The sequence below is a fragment of the Streptomyces sp. RKND-216 genome (assembly GCF_004795255.1).
Classification (GTDB): domain Bacteria; phylum Actinomycetota; class Actinomycetes; order Streptomycetales; family Streptomycetaceae; genus Streptomyces; species Streptomyces hazeniae.
In genome coordinates, this window is the sequence record NZ_SSBQ01000002.1 from 2,681,144 (window position 1) to 2,702,778 (window position 21,635).

Here is a 21,635-nt window from a genome sequence, read left to right on the forward strand (position 1 = left end):
GGCCCTGGCGCCCGGCCCCGAAGCACCGCACTCGCAGCTCACAACTCACAACTCACAACTCGCCGCTCGCCGCTCGCCGTCCGCAGCTCAGCGCGTCACGCGAAGCGCTGCGCCGCCGAGCCATCGCACTCCTGGAGCCGCACCGGCTCCGTGGCCCCGGCCAGCGTCAGGCACAGCCCGGTCGCCTCGGCCGGGCGGAGCGTGGCACCGTCCCGTACGAACTGCTGGTTGGCGCCGCCGTGGCAGTTCCACAGCGCGAGCCCGGCTCCCGCCTCGTAGTCCCCGTCCGGCACGTCGAGGCACCGGTCGTGGGTCAGCTCCGTGTGGAGCTGACGGGTCTCCGGGTCGAGCCACCAGCCCTGGTTGCGCTCGCCGTTGCAGCTCCAGCCGCCGACGGCCGTGCCGTCGCGGCTGCTCGCGCCCTCGGCGTCCAGGCAGCTGCCGGTCGCCTCGTTGCGCAGCGGCCCGAAGACGTCGTCCCACGCCAGCTCGTACAGCCGCGGCTGCCCCGCGCCGCTCGGATCGGCGCAGGACGCCTCCCGCACGCCCTGCTGCCCGGCCTGGTAGACGGCCGTGAAGCAGGATGCGAAGGCGCCGTGGCCGCGCTTGTTGGGGTGGAAGGACTGGCGCACCGAGTTGGAGTCCGGCGGGAACGGGTTGGTGAGGTCGACGTACAGGCCCCGCGCCCAGGTGTTCTCCATGCACACCTCGTGGCCGTGGAAGAGCCGGGACGCGTCCAGGTACGTGGCGCCGGCCTGGCGCGCCGCCTCCCGCATGCCCTTCTCGAACGCCGGCACCGCGTAGTTCCGGGCGAAGGCGGCGTCGCTGTCGTAGCTGGTGCAGCCGCCGAACAGCTTGCCGGGGTAGTCGGGGTTGTCGTACACGTCCGGGCCGAGCGGACCGGGATACCCCATCACGACCAGCTGGTAGTCGTCGTCGGCGTAACCGGCCTGCCGCATCACGGTCCTCAGGTCGCCGACCGTCGCGACGACCTTGGGCTGCAGGCCGTCCACACGCGCCTGCCAACCGGGCCGGTACTTCGGGTGGCAGGCGCCCTGGAAGGTGAACCAGCGCACCACGCAGTCCGTGATCACCGGCCCGAACCGCAGGTCGTCGTTGGCGCCCGCGACCAGCACGATCTGCTGGATGCGGGTGTTGCGCGCCTTGATGGCCAGGTTGTCGCTCTGCACCAGCTCGTCCGCGTACTGCGGTGTGCCGCCGATGCGGATGTTCACCGTCGAGGCCCCCGAGCAGGCGACGTTGAAGGTCACGTCCGCCGGGATGCCGGTGCGGTGGATCGCCGCGTCGGGCGAACGGTGGCACCAGTTGTCCGGCCCGTCCGTGCCCGGCTCGTAGGTGCCGACGCCCTCACCGCTGATCTCACTGTCGCCCAGCGAGATCAGCGACGTCTTGCGCTCGTCCATCGGCCGGATCGCCGGGTCGCCGTAGAGCGTCTCCGCCTGCGCCGCCCGTGCGTCCTCCAACTCCGCCGACAGCGGCACCACGTCGGCCGCCCGCTCCTCGGCGGCGGCCGGCGCCGCAGCGGGCCCGCCGCCGGTGAACGCCAGCACCGCGGCCAGCAGTCCCGCGGTCACCGCCGTCCGGCCGAGGCGTCCCGCACTTCTCGCACGTGCCATGGGGTGCTCCCGTCATGGAGGCATCAGTGTTACCCGTGGTTCTTACTCGCAGGTACGCCTCTCGGGAAGCCCATCCGACGCAAGAATCCGGCCAGTTACGGCTTCGGCGCCGGTCGCCGCCGGCACCCGCCGCGACGGAACCGGTGCCTCGGCGTCGGCTACGGCAGGTCCCCGGGCACGTACTCAGGTCGCCGTACACCCGCACCCATCGGTAAACCTGCTGCGGGCCGTGGACGTCGGCCGTCCAGCCGCGGTCGGCGGTCCCGATCACGTAGCTGCGCGGGCCGCGGCGCAGGAGCGGGCAGTCGCGCTCGCGCACCGCGCTCCGGGGATCCGCCCAGGAGGTTCCGCGCCCCCGCAGGCCCGACCCGCTCCCGGGTCCCGGGCCGTTCCGCCCCGGGTCAGGCGTCCCGCACCTGCCCCGCGCGCCGTACCACCGGCTGCTGCACCGACCACGGGAACTCGATCCACGCCTCGGTCCGCTTCCACACGTACGCGCACTTCACGACGGACTGCGGCTTCTCGTAGATCACCGCGGTCCGCACGTCCGCGACGTGCTCCGCGCAGAAGTCGTGCACCAGCTTCAACGTCCGTCCGGTGTCCGCGACATCGTCCGCGACCAGCACCTTCTTCTCGCTGAGGTCCACCACGTTCGGCACCGGCGGCAGCATCACCGGCATCGGCAACGTCTCACCGACCCCGGTGTAGAACTCCACGCTGGCCAGATGCACGTTCTTGACATCCAGCGCGTAGCCGAGCCCGCCCGCCACGAAGAGGCCGCCGCGCGCGATCGACAGGATGATGTCCGGCTCGAAGCCGTCGTCCGCGACGGTTCGCGCCAACTCCCGGACCGCCACGCCGAACCGCTCGTACGTCAGGTGCTCCCGCTCGTCACCCATCCCGGAGTCGGCCCTCCCCCCGGGCCTCGTCCCGGATCGGCGTGCGGTGGAAGTTGAGGTACGACCGGGACGGCGTCGGCCCGCGCTGCCCCTGGTAGCGCGACCCGTACCGCTCCGACCCGTACGGGTGCTCGGCCGGCGAAGACAGCCGGAACATGCACAGTTGCCCGATCTTCATCCCCGGCCACAGCTTCATCGGCAGCGTCGCCACGTTCGACAGCTCCAGCGTCACGTGCCCCGAGAAACCCGGGTCGATGAAACCGGCCGTCGAGTGCGTCAGCAGGCCGAGACGCCCCAGGCTCGACTTGCCCTCCAGCCGCGAGGCGATGTCCTCCGGCAGCGTGATGACCTCGTACGTCGATGCCAGCACGAACTCCCCGGGATGCAGGATGAACGGCTCGTCGCCGACCGGCTCGATCAGCCGCGTCAGGTCGGGCTGCTCGACCGACGGGTCGATGTGCGGGTAGCGGTGGTTCTCGAACACCCGGAAGTAGCGGTCCAGCCGCACGTCGATGCTGGACGGCTGGACCATCCCCGCCTCGTACGGGTCGATGCGCACCCGCCCGGCGTCGATCTCGGCCCGGATGTCCTTGTCTGAGAGCAGCACGGCTGTGAGCCTACGCGCACGAGCGGGGCCCGGCCCAACCGGACCGGACCCCGCCACGCGCTACGACTTGCTGGCCGACGGCCCTCCGCGAGAGCCGGGACCTTCGTGCTTCCGGCTGCTCAGCGCCGACGGGCGCCACCGGCCTCCGCGCCGGCACCCACCGGCACGGCCTGCCTCAACCGCGCGCACTGCGGACACCGCAGCAACCGACCGGGACCGATCCGGTCGGGTCCGAGATTCTGCAGGGGGAACACGGACGTGCTGAACTCGTGCCCCTCGGCACACCGAACGACGGTGGACTCCATCGTCTCCCTCTCACGGCAACGTGGTGGACGAAAGCCACGTTAGGGGATGAAGTGCACCACCCGAAGCCCGGCACTCCGCAACCCACCGTACGCCCCCGCAACCCCCTCCTCCGTACCCCGCCACACCCCGTGCACGCACCCCCCGAACAGCACAAAGGACCCGCCGACCTGTGCGCCGGGGGTCCGCCATGAGGTACAGTGTGCCGCGTTGAGAAGGCTCTGCGAGTCGCTCTTCGCGGGCGTAGTTTAATGGTAGAACATGAGCTTCCCAAGCTTATAGCGCGGGTTCGATTCCCGTCGCCCGCTCCAACGACCAAGGCCCAGGTCAAGGACATGATCCCCAGCCTGGGCCCTTGTGTTGTCTAGACCGCCCTACGCGTCTTGCACCAGATCCGCACCAGAACGCTCCCCGTCGCCCTTCTCGGCGGTGCGCGCACGCTCGGCACGCACCCGGGCGTCGATGCCCCCGGCTACCTCCTTCTGCCGCTCGGCGTTCGAGTGCTGGTAGATCAGCGCGGCCCGCTCCGAGGACTGACCGGCCCGCACCATCGTGTCCTTGAGCGTCGCACCGCTCTGCGTCGACAGGGTGTGGCCGGTGTGCCGGAGGTCGTAGAAGCGGAAGCCGTCCGGCATGCCGACGTACGCCCGAGCCCGCTTCCACTTCCGTCCGAACGAGGTACGACGGAACGGGGCGCCCTTCTCTCCGACGAAGAGCAGGCCATGTGGGCCCTTCTCGGCGAACCAGTCGAGGTGCCGGCGGAGGTCGGTCCGGAGGAAGTCGGGGAGCACGACCAGGCGCACGCCCGCATCCGACTTGGTGGGCCCCTCGGCCCGCTTGCCGGTGTTCAGCTCCGGGGCGGCCGTCGAGACGCGGAGGATCATCTCGTCCAGGTCGACGTCACGGCAACGCAGCGCGGCTTGTTCCTCGGGGCGGAGGGGGCCGTACGCGCCGAGGTAGACCATCAGCCGCCAGCGAGGGCCGATCGCGTCGGCCAGGGCGTCGACCTGGTCCACGGTGGCGACCGGGCGCTCCGGAGCCATCTCCTTGCCCGCTCCCCGGATACGGCACGGGTTCCGGCGGATGAGCTCGTCATCGGCCGCGGTCTCCATGATGGCTTTCAGTAGCCGATAGCTCTTGGCGACCGTCGTTGCTCCGGTGGCTGTCAGCCGTTCTGCCCGCCAGGTCCGAACGCGGGGAGGGGTGATCTCGTCCAGGTCGAGGCCGCCGAAGGTGGGCAGCAGGTGCAGCCGGAGCAGGCGCCGGTACAGCTCCTCGGTTGTCGCTGCGAGGGTGTGTTCGCCGACCCACCGGAGCGCGTACTCCTCGAAGTTGACCGCACCGGCGTCCGGGTCCTGCCAGTCGCCACGAGACAGATCCGCTTCGATCTGAGAGAGCCAGATCTCGGCATCCCGCTTGGTGGCGAACGTCTCGGGTGCCCGACGCTCGAGCCCGTCCGGGTCGCGGTAGCTCGCGGTCCAGCGGCCGGAACGGTACTGCCGGACTGCCCCGAAGCGCCGCCGCCTGCCTTTGCTGTTTCCCATCAGGCAGCCCTCCTGTAGCGAGCCCGGCGGGTGACCGGCCGGACGGTGTGCGCGGCCACGTAGTCGCCCACGGCGCTCTCGGGGATGCGGACGTGGCTTCCGACCTTGACGAAGGTGATGCGGCGTTCGGCGATGAGCCGTCGCGGGAAGCGCACGGTGGTGCCGAGGAGTTCGGCGACCTGGGCGACGGTCAGCAGTCGGTCGCTCATGCAGTGAACTTCCCTTCGGTGTCGTCGGGGGTGAAGGCGGCGGCGAGCCATTCCTCACCGCGTGAGAGGCCGGTTCCGGCGAAGGCCCAGTGCGCGAGGACGAGGGTGGTCTCCTCCTCGTCGTCCGGGGTGGCCGGCACTTCGGTGTCGCCGCGTGCGATGGCGGCTTGCAGGCGTCGCCACTCGGCACGGGCCTGCCGGAGTGCGCCGAGGGTGGTGGAGTAACGGCGGGTCTTGGTGGAGAAGTGGCCCCGGAAGCCGAGCATGTGCGCCCACTCCCGCAGGCGGAGGTCCGCCAGGTCGCGGCGGCCGCCGAGGTGCCAGGCGGTGCGGATGAGTTGCCGGGCGTGATCGCTGATGTGGACGCGGGCGAGTTCGGCGAGGAACTTCAGCGGGCGGTCGAGGGTGCCGGTGGTGGTCTCGGCGCCCTTGGTGGCGTACTTGGCGATGTAGGCGGCGACCGCGCGGTCGGTCAGTTCGGTGCCGCCGTCCAGGTCGGCGGTGCGGATGGTGCGGATGTCGAGCTGGCGGCCGAAGGCGAAAGTGTGCAGCCGACGACCGAGTACGGGCCCGGGTACCTCAGCGTTCGTGGCGGCGGCGCGGATGGCATCGGCGAGGAGTTCGGCCGTGGCCCAGGCCGGGGGCGGGGTGTCGCCGCCCTCGGGGCCGTCGAGGCGGATCACGGCGTGGAAGTGGACGGCGCCGCGCTCTTGGTACTCGGCGACCTTGGCGAAGGAGACGCGGGCGTGGTCGGCGAAGTCCCGTTGCGTGAGCCCGGCCCGCTTGGCGACTTCCCGGCGCAGGTAGATCGAGAAGCGGGCCCAGATTTTCGAGGCGTGGGCGTTCCACAGCACGGCCGCTTCGTAGTCGTAGGTGTCCGGGTTCAGTGGGGTGCCGAGAGTGTCGTCGGCCTCGCTGTGGCGGGTGCCGCAGCGGCAGCGGCGGGAGGCGGGCCGGTTGTGTACGGGGCCGAAGCTGGGGGCGGTGAAGGTGGCGAAGACGCGCGGGTGGGTGCCGACTTCTTCGGGGACGCCTTTGCCGCCTTTGAGTCCGGCGGTGATCAGTTGGTAGGTGTCGCGGCGGTAGACCTCGGCGCAGGAGGCGCAGCGGGTCGCCCGGCGGTTGTTGCAGCGCACCAGGAGGTGACCGGCGGGCAGTTCGGCGGAGTCGAGGTGGTGCAGCACGGCGCCGATCTCACCGGTGCGGGTGTTCAGCCCTTGCTCGGTGCGGTGGCCTTCCAGACGGATCGGTGTGGTGCAGCCGCCGAGGGTGTGCAGCTGGCGGACGAGGGCGGGCATGTTGCCGAGGCGGGCGATGTCGGCCAAGTCCCGGGCCGGGGGTGTGGTCGTTGTTGCAGGCAAAGCGGGTTCCTCCTCTCGGGGCATGGCGGGCCGGGGCACCGGGCGCGGGGTGCCCCGGCCGGGGCGGTGGGTCAGCGGCGGGAGAAGGCGGCCGTGGCAGCGGCGTCGAGGGCCGGGCGGAGGGGAACGGTGCCGGTGCCCTGGCAGCCACGGCAGACCACGCGGAGGGTGCGGCGGGTGCCGTCGGAGTGGAGGGTGCCGGTGTCGATGGCGACGGCGGGGAAGCCGTCACAGTGGCGGCAGTAGCGGGCCCGGGAAGCGGTGTGCTGCATGATGGGTTCTCCTTCTGATCTGTGGATGGGAAGGGGCCGGACCGTCCGGGCAGCGGCGATGCTTGGCGGCTTGTGCGCTGCCCGGCGGCCGGTCAGTGCTGGTGCCGTCCGCTGAGCAGGGAGCGGACGACGAGCGCGGTGACCGCGAGGGATGCGGCGGTGATGGCGACGGCCAGGAGCATGGAGACCAGGACCGTGCCGACGACGAGGACGGCCGCGGTTCCGCCGGCCACCAGCGCGGCAGCGGTACCGGGAGTCAGGCGAGCCGAAGCCGCGGGGACCGGAGTGGCCGGCGCATGCACCGGGGCCGGGTGCTGGCAGTCGCAGCCGGTCGGTTCGACAGCGGCGCCGGGACGGATTGCGGCCGGAGTGACCACGTGCGGCGTGGTGCCGGTCGGGGCCGGGACGGTGGGGTATTTCGGTCGGAACATGGCGGGTCCCTTCGTTCAGTCGTTGGTGCCGTTGACGATCTGCGTGCCGGTCTCGGCGCCGCCCTCGATGACCGGGGCGATGAAGGTGTCGGCCAGCAGGAAGCCGCCGAGGAGGAGGGTCACGACGAGCCAGGTCGGCGGGCGGAAGAGCTTGATGCCGAAGTAGCCGAAGACGGCCAGGAGCGCGACGAGCGGGATCTCTACGGACATGGGTCGACCTCCTTTCAGCGGATGCGGCAGCGGTGGGTGCGGGCGGCGAGCTGGGCGGCGGAGCGGGTGCCGTAGTCGGCGGACCAGCCGCAGCGCTCGGAGGTGCACACGGCTGCGTGGCGGGTCTGACCGGTGCGGCGGTCGCGGTGGGTGCCGATCTGCACCGGGCCGATGCGCTCGACGGAGTGGAAGAAGTCACGGGCAGGCACGATCAGGTCTCCTCTCGGGTCAGGTGAGTTGAGCGGCGATGGCGTCGGCCATCGGCGCGGGGACGCCCAGGCGGGCGCGGAGGGTGTCGGTGTCCATCGGCGCCCCGGTGCGAGCGCGGTGGGCGTCGGCGAGCTTCCGGGCGTGGTCGACCAGCGCGGAGGGGACCGACGCCGCCGCCGGAGCCTGTCGGGGCTTCTCGACGGACTGCACGGAAACGGGTTCGGGCTCGAGTCGGGTGGCCGGGGGTGCCGGCGCTCCGGTCGGCTCCAGGGCGGCCGGGGCCGGGTCGGTTGCGGGTGCGGGCGCGGTTGATTCGGCTCGGTCGACGTTGAGCGCCTGGCACTCGTCCTCGTCTGCCGTCTGCTTGGCCGTGTCGTTCGGGGAGTGGACGAGGAGGGTGCCGCCGAGGAAGGCCAGTGCGGGCCATCCGGCGACGAGGATGCGCAGCCAGTCGGGCACGTCGCCCAGGTCGAGGAGGCCGGCGGTGGCCACGTTGGCGCCCAGGGAAGCAGCCAGGGCGATGAGGAACCAGGTCCACGCGGCCCCGGCCGGGGAGCCAACGGCTTGCAGGGCCCGCAGTCGGCGCCAAGCGGCGACGAGCAGCAGGTCCACGGAGATGGGGTAGGCCCAGGCCTTCCAGCCGTCTTGTCCGGCGGCTTCGGCGATGTCGTGGAGGTGAGCGAAGGACAGGGCACCGGCGATCACGGCTTGCACGAGCACGGCATCCACGCGAAGCGAGCGCATCGGGGTCCTCCTTCCAGGTCTTCGGGCATGGGTGGGGTAGGGACGTGGCGCGAGGCGGTCACGCCAACCGGTGTGCGGGGAAGGTCAAGCAGCCTTGGTCAGGTCCACGCGAGGCCGGGCGTCGGCCTCATCAAGGGCGGGGCGCCAGGCGGCCAGTTCGGGGACCTCGGGGGTGAGGTCGGCGTGGCGGTTGCAGGCGTTGACGGCCTGCCGCAGCGTCGTGAACGGCGTACGGGTCAGCACCCAGCCGCCGGAGGAGTCACCGACCACGGCAGTTCCGGGCCGCTCGTTCGGGATCTGCACGGCCGCGAGCACGGCGTCGGGGGCGATGTCGGCGAACGCCATCTTCGCCGAAGCTTCGTCGTTGACCCGGTGCGCGGTCCGGCCGGTCAGCTGGGAGCGCAGGAGGGTGATGCCGCCTCCGAGGTCGGAGCCGAACCGCTGACCGCAGATCTCGACGTAGATGCCAGCGGCGCGGCCGAGCTGGGCCAGCCGGACCAGGGCGGTAATGATGGCGTCGCGGCGCTTCTCCTCCGCCTTGCTGGCGAACAGGGCGAGTTCGGCGACCTCGTCCACCAGCACCACCACCGGGGTCGGCCGTAGCTTCTCCGGCAGGCCCCAGATGTCGGCGGTGATCTCCTCGTCCGGGGTGTCGGCGCTGATGCGCTGTTCCCGCCGGATCACCTCGTAGGTGGCCTCCATCCGGTCGAGGAGGGCTTCCAGCAGGCCGCGTGCGTCGTCGGGGTTGTCGGCCAGGGCGGAGAACCGGCGGGCGAGCGGGCCGAGTTCCACGCCGTTCTTGCAGTCGACGCCGACCAGGGCGACCGGCTGCGGGGCGAGGGCGGCGACCAGGCGGCGCTGGTAGACGGACTTGCCCGACTGCGTGGCGCCGATGTTCAGCGCGTGCGGGGTGGTGCGGTAGTCGCGGTAGTGCACGCTGCCGTCTTCCCGCAGCGCGACCGGAACCCGCAACGTACCCGCGTCGGTCTTCGCGGGCATCTGCACCCGCTTGAGCACGTCGTAGCCGGTCATACGCAGCTCGACCACCCCGGCCTTGACCTCACGCGAGGTGACGCCCTGCATGCCGAAGGAGTGCCGCAACCGGTCCGAGGCAGCGGCGAAGTCGAAGGCGTCCTGACCCGGCCGCATCTTCAACCGCAGCACCAACCCCGTGCGGGTGACCTTCAGCGCTCGGATGCGCGGGACCCGAGAGGCCGGCACCTCGCTACGTGTCGCCCGAGCGAGCAGCAGCCGCAACCGCGACGGCGGGACCGTCAGCCCGCAGGCTTCCATGACCGAGGCGTACCGGAAGCGGAGCCGGATCACGGCGGCCAGGGCGCCGAAGGTGAGCCAGTACCAGGCCGGGCGGCGCCACCGCAGCAGCGCCGCCGTGCCCAGGATGACCACCAGCACGGTGATCGTCAGCGTCTCCCCCACCGATCAGCCCTCCGACCCGGGAGCGACGAGGGCCACCGCTCGGAAGGCGATGCCGTGCCGCTTCTCACCGTTGAAGGTGTTCTCCCAGTCGCGTGCCTTGAGGCCGACGACCTTGACCGGCATGCCCAGGGTCAGTCCTTCGGGGACGCCCGTCTCCGGGATGCTCACGGTGTGGAGGTTGGCCTCTCCCTCGTCGGCGACGGTCAGACCGACGGTCATCATCTGGGCGCCGGTCTCCCGGTCGACCTGGACTTCGCCGGTCTCTCGGTTGATGACCTTCTTCTTGGGCTCGACCGCCACGAAGACGACGGCGGTGGAGGTGTCGACCTTGAACGTGGGCATCCCGACTCCTTGGGGTTGCACTTGACGTACTTAGTACGTCCTGACGTGGATCCGAGAGTGCACCTGACGCACTAAGTATGTCAAGTAGTCCTCGACGGCTGTCGCTCCGATGTGCTGGACTTGGTACGACAACCAAGAAGAGGTGCCATGGCCGAGTTCAGGGGACAACCGGCGTATCTGCAGATCGCCGACCGGATCAAAGGGGAGATCCGGGACCAGAAGCTCAACCCGGGAGACAAGCTCCCTTCAGAGACGGAGCTGATGCAGGCTCACGACGTGTCCCGCACCGTGGCCCGGCAGGCAATCGCCCGTCTGCGGGAGGACGGGTACGCGATCTCTCACCAGGGGAAGGGCAGTTTCGTCGCTGCACCTGGTGAGGGGGGAGTGTCCCGCCGCAGCCCGGAGTACGAGGAGATCACCCAGCACCTGAACGAGGTTCACCGCGACGTGCGCCAGCTCGCCGACCGCATGGACCAGCTCGAAGAGCTCGTACGTCAGCAGTTGCCAAGGCCGTAGCCGCTGCCTCCGCACGCTGTGCCACCTCACGCACCTCCTCACTGATCTGCTCGATACGCCGCATCAGTTCCAACCGTTCGCTACTGGACAGCGCCACTGAGGGCCCCCGATGTCGCAAGGTCTCTCGGACGCCACGAACGTACGACCGCACCGGAGTTGAACCCCGGAAAAACCTTCCGGGGTCCGTCGAAGAGGCAGGGGGACGCTCTTCCCATGCGAGGAATGACGACGAACCTGACGATCGGTGAACGAGTCGCGTGGTACCGCCGGAGGCGCGGGCTGTCGCAAGAGGTCCTGGCCGGACTGGTCGGCCGCACGGTCGACTGGCTCAGCAAGGCCGAGAACGGACGTATCGAGCTGGACCGCCTGTCGGTCATCAAGTCCCTGGCCGACGCCCTGGACGTGGCGCTCGGCGACCTCATCGCGGAACCGACCCTCATGGACTGGACACGAGAGAGCGGTACGTCCACGGTGCCGGCACTTCGGTCCGCCCTGATGAACTACCGCCAGTTGACGCCCCTGCTCGGCGTCCCGACCGAAGGCGAAGCCCCCGCACTCAACGAGCTCCGTACCAACGTCGCCGAGGTCTGGGACGCCTACCAGAACTCGAAGTACGGTTTGGCCACCCGCCGCCTGCCCCTACTGCTGGCCGACGCCCTGATCGCTGCCCAGACGTACCAGGGGAGCGACCGCGAGACCGCGCACGAGCTGACGGCCATGACCTACCAGGGCGCCGCCATGGTGCTGACCAAGCTTGGCGAGAACGACCTCGCCTGGATCGCGGCCGACCGAGGACTTTCGGCCGCCCAGCAGTCCGGCAACCCGGTCGTGACCGGCTCACTGTTCCGCTCCGTCGCCCACTGCCTGCTCTCCAGCGGACGATTCGACGCGGCAACGCAGTTGGTCGGCGACGCATCGGACTACCTTCGCCCCGGCCTAGAAGGTGCGAGCCCGGAGTATCTGTCGATCTACGGGACGCTCTTCCTCGCGGGTTCGATGGCAGCCGCACGAGCAGAGGACCGCTCGACAACCCGGGCCTTCCTTGATGCGGCTGACCATGCCGCACAGCGTCTCGGGCAGGACGCGAATCACATGTGGACCGCCTTCGGCCCCACGAACGTGGCCATTCACCGAGTGGCCACGGCGGGCGAGCTGGGCGACCTCCAGGTCGCACTGGACATGGGCCCGCAGATCGACACCAGCAGCCTGCCGACCGAGCGCCGCACCCGGCACAACCTCGAAGTCGCCCGCGCACTCAGCTCGCGGAACCGAGTGGACGAGGCCCTGGCCCTGGTCCTCGAAGCGGAATCCTGGGCGCCCGAGCAGGTCCGCAGCCACTACCTCGCCCGCGAACTCGTCCTGTCCTGGGTCCGCAGCCAGCGGGGCCGGCCAAGCCGGCCGATGGCGGACCTGGCGATGCGACTGCATGTGGTCTGAGGTAGGTACGCTCGACCGCATGGCCGCGAACGAGCACGAAGCGAAGATGGCGCACCCTCGCATGGCGGCGGGTGCGCTCTTCTTTGACGCCGCCGGACGAGTCCTCATGGTCGAGCCGTCGTACAAGGACTACTGGGAGATCCCCGGAGGCTACGTCGAGACCGGCGAGTCCCCCCGGCAGGCGTGCGTGCGCGAGGTCCGCGAAGAGCTGGGCATCGCCCCGCCCGTCGGACGGTTGCTGGCCATCGACTGGGCGCCCAACGACAAGGAGGGCGACAAGGTGCTCTACCTCTTCGACGGCGGGCAGCTCAGCACCGAAGCCGAAGCGCAGATCCGCTTGCAGCCGGACGAGCTCTCGTCCTACGCCTACGTCACCAGCGCCGAGGTAGCCCAGCGGACCATTCCACGGCTAGCACGACGCATCCAGGCAGCCATGGCAGCACGCGACGAAGCCGCACCGATCTACCTGGAGCACGGCCAAGCCCCAGCGGCATAGCCGGTGAGTAGAAACCTTCTTTACGGGTTCAAGGGCTCGCTCCGCTCGCCGCGCGGCCCGGCTCGCCGCCGGGCCGACGCTCCTGTCTCCGCCCCGCTCCGGCCCGGCCGCCGGCCCGCGCGCGGCCAGAGCCACAGAAGAGAGGGAGCATCGTGGCTGGGGCGGTCGGCTCCACGGCTTTAGGCAGCCACCATGGGGCGATCCTCGAAGATCGGGGGCCCACTTCGGGCTTTTGCGGGCAGGCTAGGTGCTGCCCGAGTCGCGGCAAGCTTACGGGCCCCCGATCTCTCACCCCATGGCAGCTCCAGCCCAAAGCCGCTCCACCGACCACGAGTTGTGGCGTGGGCGAGGGCGCGGCGGACAGCTCTACTACCGGCCAGTGAGCCCGGGTCGCGTGCTACGATGCCGCACACCATCACACACACCGATGGCCCGCACGTCAACGGTCCGGCATGACCACGTACGGGCTATCGGCCTACAGGATCGGACACGAATGGCATCGCGTAAGTACCCTGCAATCACTTGTACACAGGAGAGTAGGTGGTTGACACGCGGCGTGTCAATTGTGGTCGGGTTGGTGGCGCCGCTCACGCTCACAGCAACCCTGGCCCCAGCACGGCTAGGCGCACCGACGACCCCTACCCAGGGCACCACCGTGACGGTCGTCTGCACCATGGCCGGACCCGTCGTGTAGCGCCCCCGACACCCCAGCCGTAGGCGATCAACACAGACGCATGGGGATGCGTCGCCCACGACCGAGGCATCCCCATGTGAGCGCAGCGCAGACGCCCAACGCGCCTGATCTGCACGCAGCCCGAGCTCATCGCCGTCCAGGGCGCAGCGCCTCGTGATGGTGCCAGATCAGGTACCTGTCCTCCTTGCGAAGCTCAGCGGAGCCCCATTCAACACGCAGCACGCCTTCCTCCATCGAGCACGCGTAGGCAACCAGCACAAGGCCCACGTCCTCCGGCAACATTTCGAGTCCCAACCTCGGCTCGTCCTCCTTGACCTCGTCCAGACCAAGGTCGAGTTCTTGTTGCATGGGCTCCGGGCCATGGCGCCGTATCAGCTCTGCTCGAAAGCCCGTAGCTCGACGCAAGCGAGCAGCCGTCACCGGTACGTCCTTCTTGGCGTACCGGAACGGGAAGATCACATTGCCGCAGACGATCACCACAGTTCGCCCCTGGAGGCGCACCGGGTTTCCGTACTGCTCCAGGCCTGCTGCCAACTCCTCATACTGCACGGCGTGAAGTCCGTGGCCGTACGCCTCAAGGGTCTGTGTGTGCACCCCTTCTTGGCCAGTACGAGCCCGCTCGTGAGCCCGTGCGAGGCAAGCCAGCACAGCGTCTGCCACCTCCCCCGCGACCTCGCCGAAGGTCCCTCGCGCCCATCGAGTTGCCGACCCCATGCACTCCCCTTCCGACAGTGCCGCCGGCGCGCCCGGCCCCCTCAGGAAGACGCCTTGCATGTGTGGCACACAAGTGAGCACGCAGCGCACGACAGGGCGCACATGTTCATCTTGGGCCTGAATCGGATATCCAATTCCAGCATCCGATTCTGATGTGCGATGATCCTCTCTCAGTTGCCACAGGTCACCACGGCTCAGGAGCCGCCGGACCAACAGGAGGAGCCCATGACCGAGACGACCGACCCGGCACCCGAGTGGACGCTCAAGCCAGGCGACACGATCGAACGCAAGCAGCTGCACGCCAAGTTCGGGGGGAGGACGCAGGGCGGCATCGGCCCCTCAGCCAGGACCCCGAACGTCTTCGTGTTCACCGACCCGGTGGCCGGCGAGAAGCACGGGTACTACGACGACTGGATGCCGGACGGCCGCTTCCACTACAGCGGCGAAGGCCAGTACGGGGATCAGCGGATGCTCTCCGGCAACGTCAGCATCCTCAACCACGAAGTTGAGGGCCGCGCACTGCGCGTATTCCAAGGCGCCCGCGGCACCGTCACCTACCGCGGCGAGTTCGTCGTGGACCAGGAGGACCCCTGGTACGAAGCCGACGCCCCTGAGACGAACGACGGCCCCCTGCGCAAGGTGATCGTGTTCCGGTTGCGGCCCGTCGACGCCGATCCCAGGCGGCCTGCAACGAAGCTCGGTCGTCTCCTTGACAGTGCCCCGGAGTCCGTGGACGAACTGCCCATTGAGCGCAACGAGACGGAGAAGTCGTTCGTAAACCCCAACCGTGAACCCTACGAGGCGGAGCGAAAAGAGGCCAAGCTGGTCAAGGCGTTCGCCGACTACCTCGCGAGCAAGGGTTACTCCTCGTGCCGGCACCGCATGCTGCCGCCCGGTGAGAGTCGGCCCCTGTTCACCGACCTGTACTGCCGAGAGCTCGGTCTACTCGTTGAGGGCAAGGGGAGCGTCACGCGCGAGAACATCCGTATGGCGCTTGGTCAGTTGGCTGATTACAGCCGGTTTGTGGAGCACACGACGCGGGCGATCCTGGTGCCCTCCAAGCCTCGTGCCGACCTTCTCGCCCTGGCGGAGTCGCAGGGGTGCGCGGTGCTTTGGCCTGAAGGGAGGGACTTCGCAAGCACGGTTCCTACGGCTCTCCCGTAGAGACTGACCGCACGGGAGATGCGCGGCCGACATCCACAATCGACATCAACAGGCGTGCACACCGACGCATCGAGGCACCCCCCAGAGACACCGAGTTCACCGGCAGAACAGCCCCGGAGCGATACCCCGATCGAGCTCCTAAAGCGGTGGTCGATGCGAGTACGGTGTCGCCTCGCTGTGTCCGGGTGGCATGATCGCGACATGGCAAGTGAGCGACTGCCCGTAGGTTGGACTCTTGCAGCGATCCGTGATGTCTCGGGAGACCAGGAGGCGGTCCTCCTCAGCGTCGATCGTGTAGCGGTGTGGCGTGGAGGGCCGGCGGACGGCGAGCTGATACGGCCCGAGATGGTGATCAGGTTTCACGGCCTGTGCCTGGTGAAGCCGATTGACGACGACGATTGGTACATGGGCAGTCTCAACGACGACGGCAGCGTTGACTGCTGTAGTGCTTACCCAGACTTCCGCGAGGCCTTGCGAGGTCTGTAGCCCCAGAGCCGCACCAGATGCGCACCAGAAGGGGCGGTAAACGGCGGTTAAGGCGGGGCACGTGGGCGCGAGCGATGACAGCGGCATCCCGGCGTCCTCGCAGCTCAGCAGCCCAACACGTCCGATCTGCACGGTGATTCCCAAGCTTATAGCGCGGGTTCGATTCCCGTCGCCCGCTCCAACGACTCAGGCCCAGGTCAGGGACATGATCCCCAGCCTGGGCCCTTGCGTTGTCCAGACCCGTCGCGGGGAGGAATCCGCAGGAGGCGCTGACCCCTGACCATGACCCGCTGAAGGTCCGGGCCGTCATGTACGAGCCGGCCCTCCCGCTGCACCGGGGGCGGCGCCGAGACTACGCGGGAGCAGTACGCCGCGCCGGCTGATCCGGCCGGCATGGAGAACGTGATGCCGCAGGTCCGGTTCAGCCGTCGGGGTCGCCGAAGTGGGGTCGCGCTGGTGCGGACCAGGCGGGTGCGGTGAGCAGGTGCAGGGCGCGCTGACGGATCAGGGATATCTGCACCCGTTATCTTCTTCGCGGTCCTGCAACGGGACCGTTGGCCTCCGGGCCCGGCATGACTGTTGCCCCCTGTCGCTCGTATGACCTGGGGGGTGGGTGTCACCGGGCCCGAGGGGTGCCGTCGGAGACGCTGATAAGAGGACCGGCCGTCGCCTGAGCTGGTGCAGCACCAGGTCGTCTGCGGGCGACAGGTCTGCATAACGTGGATGCGCGCGTGCGGCCCCCGAAGCCCGAGGCCGGCATGCCATCGACGACATGTGGGGGCACGGTGACCAGCATCGACGAAGTGGGCGTCTTCCTCGGCCTGGACGTGGGCAAGACCGCCCACCACGGTCACGGCCTGACCCCGTCCGGGAAGAAGGTCTTCGACAAGCCCCTGCCGAACAGCGAACCGAAACTGCGGGCCGTCCTGGACAAACTGACGGCCAAGTTCGGCAGCGTCCTGGTGATCGTGGACCAGCCCGCCTCCATCGGCGCCCTGCCCCTGACCGTGGCCCGGGACGCGGGCTGCCAGGTCGCCTACCTGCCCGGCCTGGCCATGCGCCGGATCGCCGACCCCTACCCCGGCGAGGCCAAGACCGACGCCAAGGACGCCGCCGTCATCGCCGACGCCGCCCGCACCATGCCCCACACCCTGCGCACGCTGGACGCGGGGGATGAGACCACGGCCGAACTGACCCTCCTGGTCGGCTTCGATCAGGACCTGGCCGCCGAGGCCACCCGCACCTCCAACCGCATCCGCGGCCTGCTCACCCAGTTCCACCCGTCGCTGGAACGTGTCCTGGGCCCCCGCCTGGACCACCCCGCCGTCACCTGGCTCCTGGAGCGCTACGGCTCCCCACAGGCTCTGCGCAAAGCCGGCCGGAGCAAGCTCAGCGGGTTCACTGTCGGCGGTACGACATCGCGATCAGACCGGCAGTGAAACAGACCGCCGCTACGACTGCCGCCACAACGCTGGTGGACTCCATCAGGAGAACCGCCCACGGGTACGGCCTCTGGTCTCCCGCCAGGCCGGTGACAATGCTGAACATCACAAACATGGTCGCCGCCGCGCCACCGGCGAACGGGCCGTACCAGCTGTTTACGAGGAGAGCGAGGCCCAGCACCATGACGGTGTTTCGTCCGCCCGCCACCGCTGTCGGCATGTCCAGGAACACCCCGAGTGCGAACCCCAGTCCCGCCGCGCTCACCCCCAGAAGCAGGAGAGCCAGCCGGTCAACGACGGTGACCATGCGCGCCGCTGTGGTTTCGGTGGCGATGAGGCGCCGACTCATGCAGTACATCGTCGGGATGCACAGGATGAGCGGGACGAAGTTCATCAGCTTGACCGAGAAGGTGCCCCGCGCAGCGATCTGGGGAACCTTCGCCACGTCGTCACGAACGAGCACAAGGAGGAGCGTCCAGGCGCATAGGGCCACAGGCAGCAGCCAGATTCTTCGTGCGCGCGCCCAGAGGGTCACCGGTCCACGCCCGGTGCCATGTCCGCCGGATCCTCCAACCGCGGCCCCAGCGCTCGGCCCCGCTCGTTCTCGGCCTTGGCCCCCGCCCTGGCCTTCTCGTGGACCTGCACGTCGCAGGACTCGAGGTAACTCAACTGCTGCTTGAACCAGGCGTACTGCTTCGCCGTGGAGAGGCTGCGCACCCAGCGTGCCCGGTACACACCGCTGGGTCCGTAGCTGCGGGCGGCCTCGGCCTCCGACATCCCAACCGTCAGGCCGATCCAGGCGGAAGCGGCTCCGCGCCCCGGATAAACGTAGTCATCAGGAAGTTCCGGGCAGTGGTGGACCCCTGTCGGGACCAAGGCGCTGCCGTAGACCGTCCGGCTGCGGTGGCGGGTCACCGGCTTCTGGAGGAAGATTCGCCAGGTGTCGCGTGCCAGCGGTAGATCCTCCGAGACGAAGGCCAGCTTCCGGGGTGGGGTGAACCCGACCTCTCGCATGCGGGGCAGCGCGTGTTGAGCGGAGCGGTGCAACGCGGGAATGTCGTCGGCGAACTCGCCGGGCACACAGATCACCGGGGCAGTTCGCTCACACGTCGTTGCCCAAGTGCGGGGAACTGTGGGGTCGGCGTAGCGCGGGGCGTCACTCACCAGCGGATACGACGCCCCGAAGCCCGCGAGGACGCAGCAGGCCATGGCGGCGGCGCGCAGCGCCGGACGTGAGAGCAGGCTGAGCGTGACAAGACCGAGCAGCAGCCCGAGAGCCAGGATCGCCGGTGCCATGAGATAGGCGCGGTCCACGACATCCGTGTAGGTCGGAGTGCTCATGTCGAATCCGGATATCGCCCGCAGCCATGGGATACCCAGCGTGTAGGCGACGAAGACCCACAGCGCCGTGATCACCACCGCGAGGGGGCGGGCGATAACGGGCGGAAAAGAGAGTCCGAGGAAGAAGCCGACTGCTACTGCACTGAAGGGGATCGCAAGACTTCGGACCATTGGAACGGTGTCGTGGAGCCCTGGTGCGGGGCCTCCCAGATAGCTGATCACCAACAGGAAGGACGTCACCCAGCTGATGATCACCAGGGCCAGGGTGGGGGCCATCGCATCGACAAGTATTCGCAGCAGGTGGCGGCTGGACGGGGCGGCTGTGATCCGAGCCTGGCGAAGCCTCCCTGCGTCCCATGCGGCCACCAAGGCGATTCCCAGCGCGGCGACCCTCAGGGCCACCGAGACCACGACGAGGGAACCCTCACCGGTGAACGGCGTGGGCTGGTAGGCGGTGAAGTATATGGCCAGAGCCACCGTCGGGGCTCCGAAACCGATGACGGCCGAGTGTCGAGCGAAGGGGAATCGGTTCACCACGAGATCGCCCCATCGATTTCGGTGAAGGCCTGATAAGCGGAGGTGGCCCGCTGCTCGTCGGATGCCGCCGTCGCACTCGCGTGGGAAAGGAAGTCCACCACCGTTCCCGAGAAGCGCACCTGACCGCCCAACAGAACCACAACCGAGTCGTACGAGTTGGCGATGTCCGAGGTGTCATGGGTGGAGAGAACGATGTGCACCTCCTTCGACAGATCGGCGAGAATCTGGTGGAAGACCTGCCGCTGCCGGGGATCCATGCCCGCTGTCGGCTCATCGAGGAGAAGGACCTCTGCGTCATGCACGAGGGCCTGCGCCACTGCGACGCGCCGCTGCTGCCCCCCGGAGAGTTCCTGGACCCTGTCATCCGCCCGATCGGCCAACTCCACGCGTTCCAGGGCCTGGAGAGCCTCACGCCACGCCTCGCGCCGGGACATCCCCTTGAGCCAACCGGAATACGCGACCTGATCCCGGGCCGTGAGCCCCGGCACCTGCTCCACCTGCTGAGGCATCCATGCCACACGTCTACGGAACGCGGGCAGCGCGCGACGCCGGCCGGTGCTCAGGTCGCCGTAGGTGACGGAACCGGAATCGGGGCGCAGCGCAGATGCGCACAAGCCCAACAGGGTACTCTTTCCCGCTCCATTCGGCCCCAGGAGCACGGTCCGCCCGGGCGGAAGCGTATAGCTGAGATCACGCAGCACCGGGCGTCTACGCCGATAGGAGAAGGAACACTCGGACATCGAAATGGCCATGCAAAACCTTCGTATTGGAGCGTGGGGGTGCCTCTCTCTGTTTCACCAAGAGGCAGGTGGAGACCTGCGTTTCAGGTCTCCACCCAGGAATTCAGGATCCAGGGCCATCTAGAACGACATACGGGTCTCTTCGACGTTGATCGTCGGGCCGACTTGCGAACTGCCATCGATCTTGGTGAGCCTGAAGTAGTAGTCGTGGCCATCGACTCCGGCACCCCACTCGCCGGACGACGTTCCACCGTTGAAGCATGCCGTGTACTTCTTTTCGTCGTATCCGGTGTCGGGTCCGATGACAGCACGACGCAGCTGAACAGTCACACTTGTCCCCGACCACGTATGGCATCCGGTGAAGTCCACCTTGTTCGGTCCGGTACGTCCGTCATCCGTCAGTGGATGCGAGGTGAAACCGGCGACTCCACCCTCTATGTACGAGTACTTCACGACAGCCCAGGCGGGGCTCGCGAGGGCCAATGGGAGGGTCGAGAGGGAAGCAACCAAACCGATCCGCTTCCAGGTGTTACGGGTTCCGAACTTGCGCACGGTTGTACCTCTCGTTCGGAATCTCGGGCATGCGTGTGCATCACGGAGTGAATTGAGTGAAGGCCGCATTGACGGGCATCCCCTGCGCGGGACTTGACTGTACATCAACTGGGGCTACAGGGTGTTTGCCAACGTCAGTTTGCGCAGGTCAGGTCCCCAGGGTGAGGACGGCCTGGACGAGGCTGGTGATGCGGGTGGTGGAGCGTCGCAGCTTGCGCAGGAGGCGCCAGGTCTTGAGGGTGGCCATGGCCTGCTCGACGAGGGCGCGGATCTTCGCGTGTGAGCGGTCCACGGCTTACTGACCTGCGGAGAGCGTCTCCCAGCGGCCCTATCAGGGAAGGGGTAGATCCTGTGACGAGCTCTACGCGACCGAACAACCGGTGATGCCACCACCGCGTACGGGCCTGAAGCCGAACCGGTCAGGGCCCCGCCTCAGTTTCCGGCACTGCAAAAGGTTCCTGAGCGGTCCATGCAATTGGCAAGTGCAACGGAAGTATGGACCAGTCGCCCGCAATACGAGCCCGACCGGCCCTCACATGCCAGATGCGTGCCAGACGGGGCGGTCAGAGGAGGTCAATGGCGGACAGCGCGACGGGCCGGCGCCTCGGCTGCACGGGCGGTTGTTGCAGGTCAGCGACCCGGGCGCCCGCCTGCCACCCGTGATTCCCAAGCTTATAGCGCGGGTTCGATTCCCGTCGCCCGCTCCAACGACGAAGGCCCAGGTCACATACCTGGGCCTGTTCGACGTCTAGACCAAATCTGCGGCACGTGCCATTCGCGTGCCACAAGGGCCCTGATTCACATGGGGGTTCACGCAACGCAGAACCTTCATCGCCCTGATGCCCGTTCGTCTTGCATGCCGAGATGTCTTACGAGGCGGTGCTCACCGTCACGGAGCCGAGGGCGAAGTGAGGAGCTGCCCCATCGCTGCGAGGACGGATGGTTCGACCCGGTAGTAGATCCAGGTCCCTCGCCGCTCCGAGGTGAGCAGGCCGGCCTCTTTGAGCTTCTTGAGGTGGTGGGAGACGGTGGGCTGGGAGACGCCGACGTCGGAGATATCGCAGACGCAGGCTTCACCGGCCTGATGGGAGGCGATCGCGGAGAAGAGGCGCAGCCGTACGGGATCACCCAGGGCCTTGAACATGGGGGCGGACCGCTCTGCCTCCTCCGCGGTGAACGGGCGCTCCGTCAGCGGTGGGCAGCACGGCGTGACCTGCGACTCCACGACCGACAGTTCGACTCTCTTTGCCATACCTCCATTTTGACATATATCGAACTCCTTGCGGTAGCGGAGAAGGCCCTGGGCCGGG

24 protein-coding genes, 1 tRNA gene and 2 pseudogenes are annotated in these 21,635 nt (G+C 68.6%); 6 read left to right on the forward strand and 21 right to left on the reverse strand.

What is annotated here, in order from left to right; translation table 11 throughout:
- Positions 1-95: 95 nt before the first annotated feature.
- The 4 genes from E4198_RS11905 to E4198_RS25425 form a co-directional block, all read right to left on the reverse strand.
- A complete protein-coding gene (locus tag E4198_RS11905) occupies positions 96-1,637 on the reverse strand; it encodes a ricin-type beta-trefoil lectin domain protein (RefSeq protein WP_136183128.1) in 1,542 nt (513 codons plus the stop codon).
- Positions 1,638-2,038: 401 nt separating this feature from the next.
- Positions 2,039-2,536 (reverse strand): phosphoribosyltransferase, encoded by a 498-nt coding sequence (locus tag E4198_RS11910; RefSeq protein WP_136183129.1) that lies wholly within the window; start codon positions 2,534-2,536, stop codon positions 2,039-2,041.
- The gene (gene dcd / locus E4198_RS11915; RefSeq protein WP_136183130.1) at positions 2,529-3,143 is read right to left on the reverse strand and encodes a dCTP deaminase; all 615 of its coding nucleotides are present in this window, start codon (positions 3,141-3,143) and stop codon (positions 2,529-2,531) included. Before dcd ends, E4198_RS11910 begins: the two co-directional genes overlap by 8 nt.
- A gap of 119 nt (positions 3,144-3,262) precedes the next feature.
- A complete protein-coding gene (locus E4198_RS25425) occupies positions 3,263-3,448 on the reverse strand; it encodes a hypothetical protein (protein ID WP_136183131.1) in 186 nt (61 codons plus the stop codon).
- 235 nt (positions 3,449-3,683) lie between these two features.
- Here E4198_RS25425 and E4198_RS11925 point away from each other — a divergent pair.
- Positions 3,684-3,757: transfer RNA gene (locus E4198_RS11925), tRNA-Gly, on the forward strand.
- A 63-nt stretch (positions 3,758-3,820) separates the two neighbouring features.
- Here E4198_RS11925 and E4198_RS11930 read toward each other — a convergent pair.
- From E4198_RS11930 to E4198_RS11975, 10 genes are all read right to left on the reverse strand, one after another.
- Positions 3,821-4,990, reverse strand: a complete 1,170-nt coding sequence (locus E4198_RS11930) for a tyrosine-type recombinase/integrase (RefSeq protein ID WP_136183132.1) — start codon at positions 4,988-4,990, stop codon at positions 3,821-3,823.
- Entirely contained in the window at positions 4,990-5,199 is a 210-nt protein-coding gene (locus E4198_RS11935) for an excisionase family DNA-binding protein (protein ID WP_136183133.1), read from the reverse strand. Before E4198_RS11935 ends, E4198_RS11930 begins: the two co-directional genes overlap by 1 nt.
- Positions 5,196-6,497: a replication initiator gene (locus E4198_RS11940; protein WP_136185331.1), complete on the reverse strand. Its 1,302-nt coding sequence runs from the start codon at positions 6,495-6,497 to the stop codon at positions 5,196-5,198. The genes E4198_RS11935 and E4198_RS11940 overlap by 4 nt, the downstream gene beginning before the upstream one ends.
- A gap of 134 nt (positions 6,498-6,631) precedes the next feature.
- Positions 6,632-6,832 carry a hypothetical protein gene (locus E4198_RS11945; protein WP_136183134.1) on the reverse strand — a complete coding sequence of 67 codons (201 nt, stop codon included), beginning with the start codon at positions 6,830-6,832 and terminating at the stop codon, positions 6,632-6,634.
- Positions 6,833-6,924: 92 nt separating this feature from the next.
- A complete protein-coding gene (locus E4198_RS11950; RefSeq protein ID WP_136183135.1) occupies positions 6,925-7,263 on the reverse strand; it encodes a SpdD-like protein in 339 nt (112 codons plus the stop codon).
- A 15-nt stretch (positions 7,264-7,278) separates the two neighbouring features.
- Positions 7,279-7,473, reverse strand: a complete 195-nt coding sequence (locus tag E4198_RS11955) for a hypothetical protein (RefSeq protein ID WP_136183136.1) — start codon at positions 7,471-7,473, stop codon at positions 7,279-7,281.
- A gap of 14 nt (positions 7,474-7,487) precedes the next feature.
- Positions 7,488-7,682, reverse strand: a complete 195-nt coding sequence (locus E4198_RS11960; RefSeq protein ID WP_136183137.1) for a mobile element transfer protein — start codon at positions 7,680-7,682, stop codon at positions 7,488-7,490.
- Between the two features lie 19 nt (positions 7,683-7,701).
- Entirely contained in the window at positions 7,702-8,427 is a 726-nt protein-coding gene (locus tag E4198_RS11965; protein ID WP_136183138.1) for a DUF2637 domain-containing protein, read from the reverse strand.
- A gap of 84 nt (positions 8,428-8,511) precedes the next feature.
- Positions 8,512-9,846, reverse strand: a complete 1,335-nt coding sequence (locus E4198_RS11970) for an FtsK/SpoIIIE domain-containing protein (RefSeq protein ID WP_136185332.1) — start codon at positions 9,844-9,846, stop codon at positions 8,512-8,514.
- Positions 9,847-9,867: 21 nt separating this feature from the next.
- Complete coding sequence (locus E4198_RS11975) at positions 9,868-10,206, reverse strand: hypothetical protein (RefSeq protein ID WP_136183139.1); 339 nt, start codon at positions 10,204-10,206, stop codon at positions 9,868-9,870.
- A gap of 147 nt (positions 10,207-10,353) precedes the next feature.
- Between E4198_RS11975 and E4198_RS11980 the strand changes: the two genes are divergently transcribed.
- From E4198_RS11980 to E4198_RS11990, 3 genes are all read left to right on the forward strand, one after another.
- Entirely contained in the window at positions 10,354-10,722 is a 369-nt protein-coding gene (locus tag E4198_RS11980) for a winged helix-turn-helix domain-containing protein (protein WP_136183140.1), read from the forward strand.
- A 222-nt stretch (positions 10,723-10,944) separates the two neighbouring features.
- The gene (locus tag E4198_RS11985) at positions 10,945-12,159 is read left to right on the forward strand and encodes a helix-turn-helix domain-containing protein (RefSeq protein ID WP_136183141.1); all 1,215 of its coding nucleotides are present in this window, start codon (positions 10,945-10,947) and stop codon (positions 12,157-12,159) included.
- A gap of 46 nt (positions 12,160-12,205) precedes the next feature.
- Entirely contained in the window at positions 12,206-12,655 is a 450-nt protein-coding gene (locus E4198_RS11990; protein WP_247597648.1) for an NUDIX hydrolase, read from the forward strand.
- Positions 12,656-13,475: 820 nt separating this feature from the next.
- On the opposite strand, the gene E4198_RS11995 is transcribed toward E4198_RS11990, so the two are convergent.
- Positions 13,476-13,943, reverse strand: coding sequence for a hypothetical protein (locus E4198_RS11995; RefSeq protein ID WP_348771300.1), 468 nt, complete (start codon positions 13,941-13,943; stop codon positions 13,476-13,478).
- 345 nt (positions 13,944-14,288) lie between these two features.
- Between E4198_RS11995 and E4198_RS12000 the strand changes: the two genes are divergently transcribed.
- On the forward strand, positions 14,289-15,227 hold the full coding sequence (locus E4198_RS12000) for a restriction endonuclease (protein WP_136183142.1): 939 nt from the start codon (positions 14,289-14,291) through the stop codon (positions 15,225-15,227).
- A gap of 1,271 nt (positions 15,228-16,498) precedes the next feature.
- A pseudogene (locus tag E4198_RS12010) lies at positions 16,499-17,104 on the forward strand (IS110 family transposase); the annotation flags it as partial.
- A gap of 7 nt (positions 17,105-17,111) precedes the next feature.
- On the opposite strand, the gene E4198_RS12015 reads toward E4198_RS12010, so the two are convergent.
- The 6 genes and pseudogenes from E4198_RS12015 to E4198_RS12040 all read right to left on the reverse strand — a co-directional run bounded on the left by E4198_RS12015 (position 17,112) and on the right by E4198_RS12040 (position 21,577).
- The gene (locus E4198_RS12015; RefSeq protein ID WP_136183144.1) at positions 17,112-17,618 is read right to left on the reverse strand and encodes a hypothetical protein; all 507 of its coding nucleotides are present in this window, start codon (positions 17,616-17,618) and stop codon (positions 17,112-17,114) included.
- Between the two features lie 68 nt (positions 17,619-17,686).
- Positions 17,687-18,973 carry a hypothetical protein gene (locus E4198_RS12020; RefSeq protein ID WP_136183145.1) on the reverse strand — a complete coding sequence of 429 codons (1,287 nt, stop codon included), beginning with the start codon at positions 18,971-18,973 and terminating at the stop codon, positions 17,687-17,689.
- 53 nt (positions 18,974-19,026) lie between these two features.
- Positions 19,027-19,785, reverse strand: a complete 759-nt coding sequence (locus E4198_RS12025; protein ID WP_136183146.1) for an ATP-binding cassette domain-containing protein — start codon at positions 19,783-19,785, stop codon at positions 19,027-19,029.
- Between the two features lie 108 nt (positions 19,786-19,893).
- Positions 19,894-20,325: a hypothetical protein gene (locus tag E4198_RS12030; RefSeq protein WP_136183147.1), complete on the reverse strand. Its 432-nt coding sequence runs from the start codon at positions 20,323-20,325 to the stop codon at positions 19,894-19,896.
- Positions 20,326-20,473: 148 nt separating this feature from the next.
- Positions 20,474-20,653, reverse strand: a pseudogene (locus E4198_RS12035) (transposase family protein); the annotation flags it as partial.
- Positions 20,654-21,214: 561 nt separating this feature from the next.
- The gene (locus E4198_RS12040; RefSeq protein ID WP_136183148.1) at positions 21,215-21,577 is read right to left on the reverse strand and encodes a metalloregulator ArsR/SmtB family transcription factor; all 363 of its coding nucleotides are present in this window, start codon (positions 21,575-21,577) and stop codon (positions 21,215-21,217) included.
- Positions 21,578-21,635: the final 58 nt, after the last annotated feature.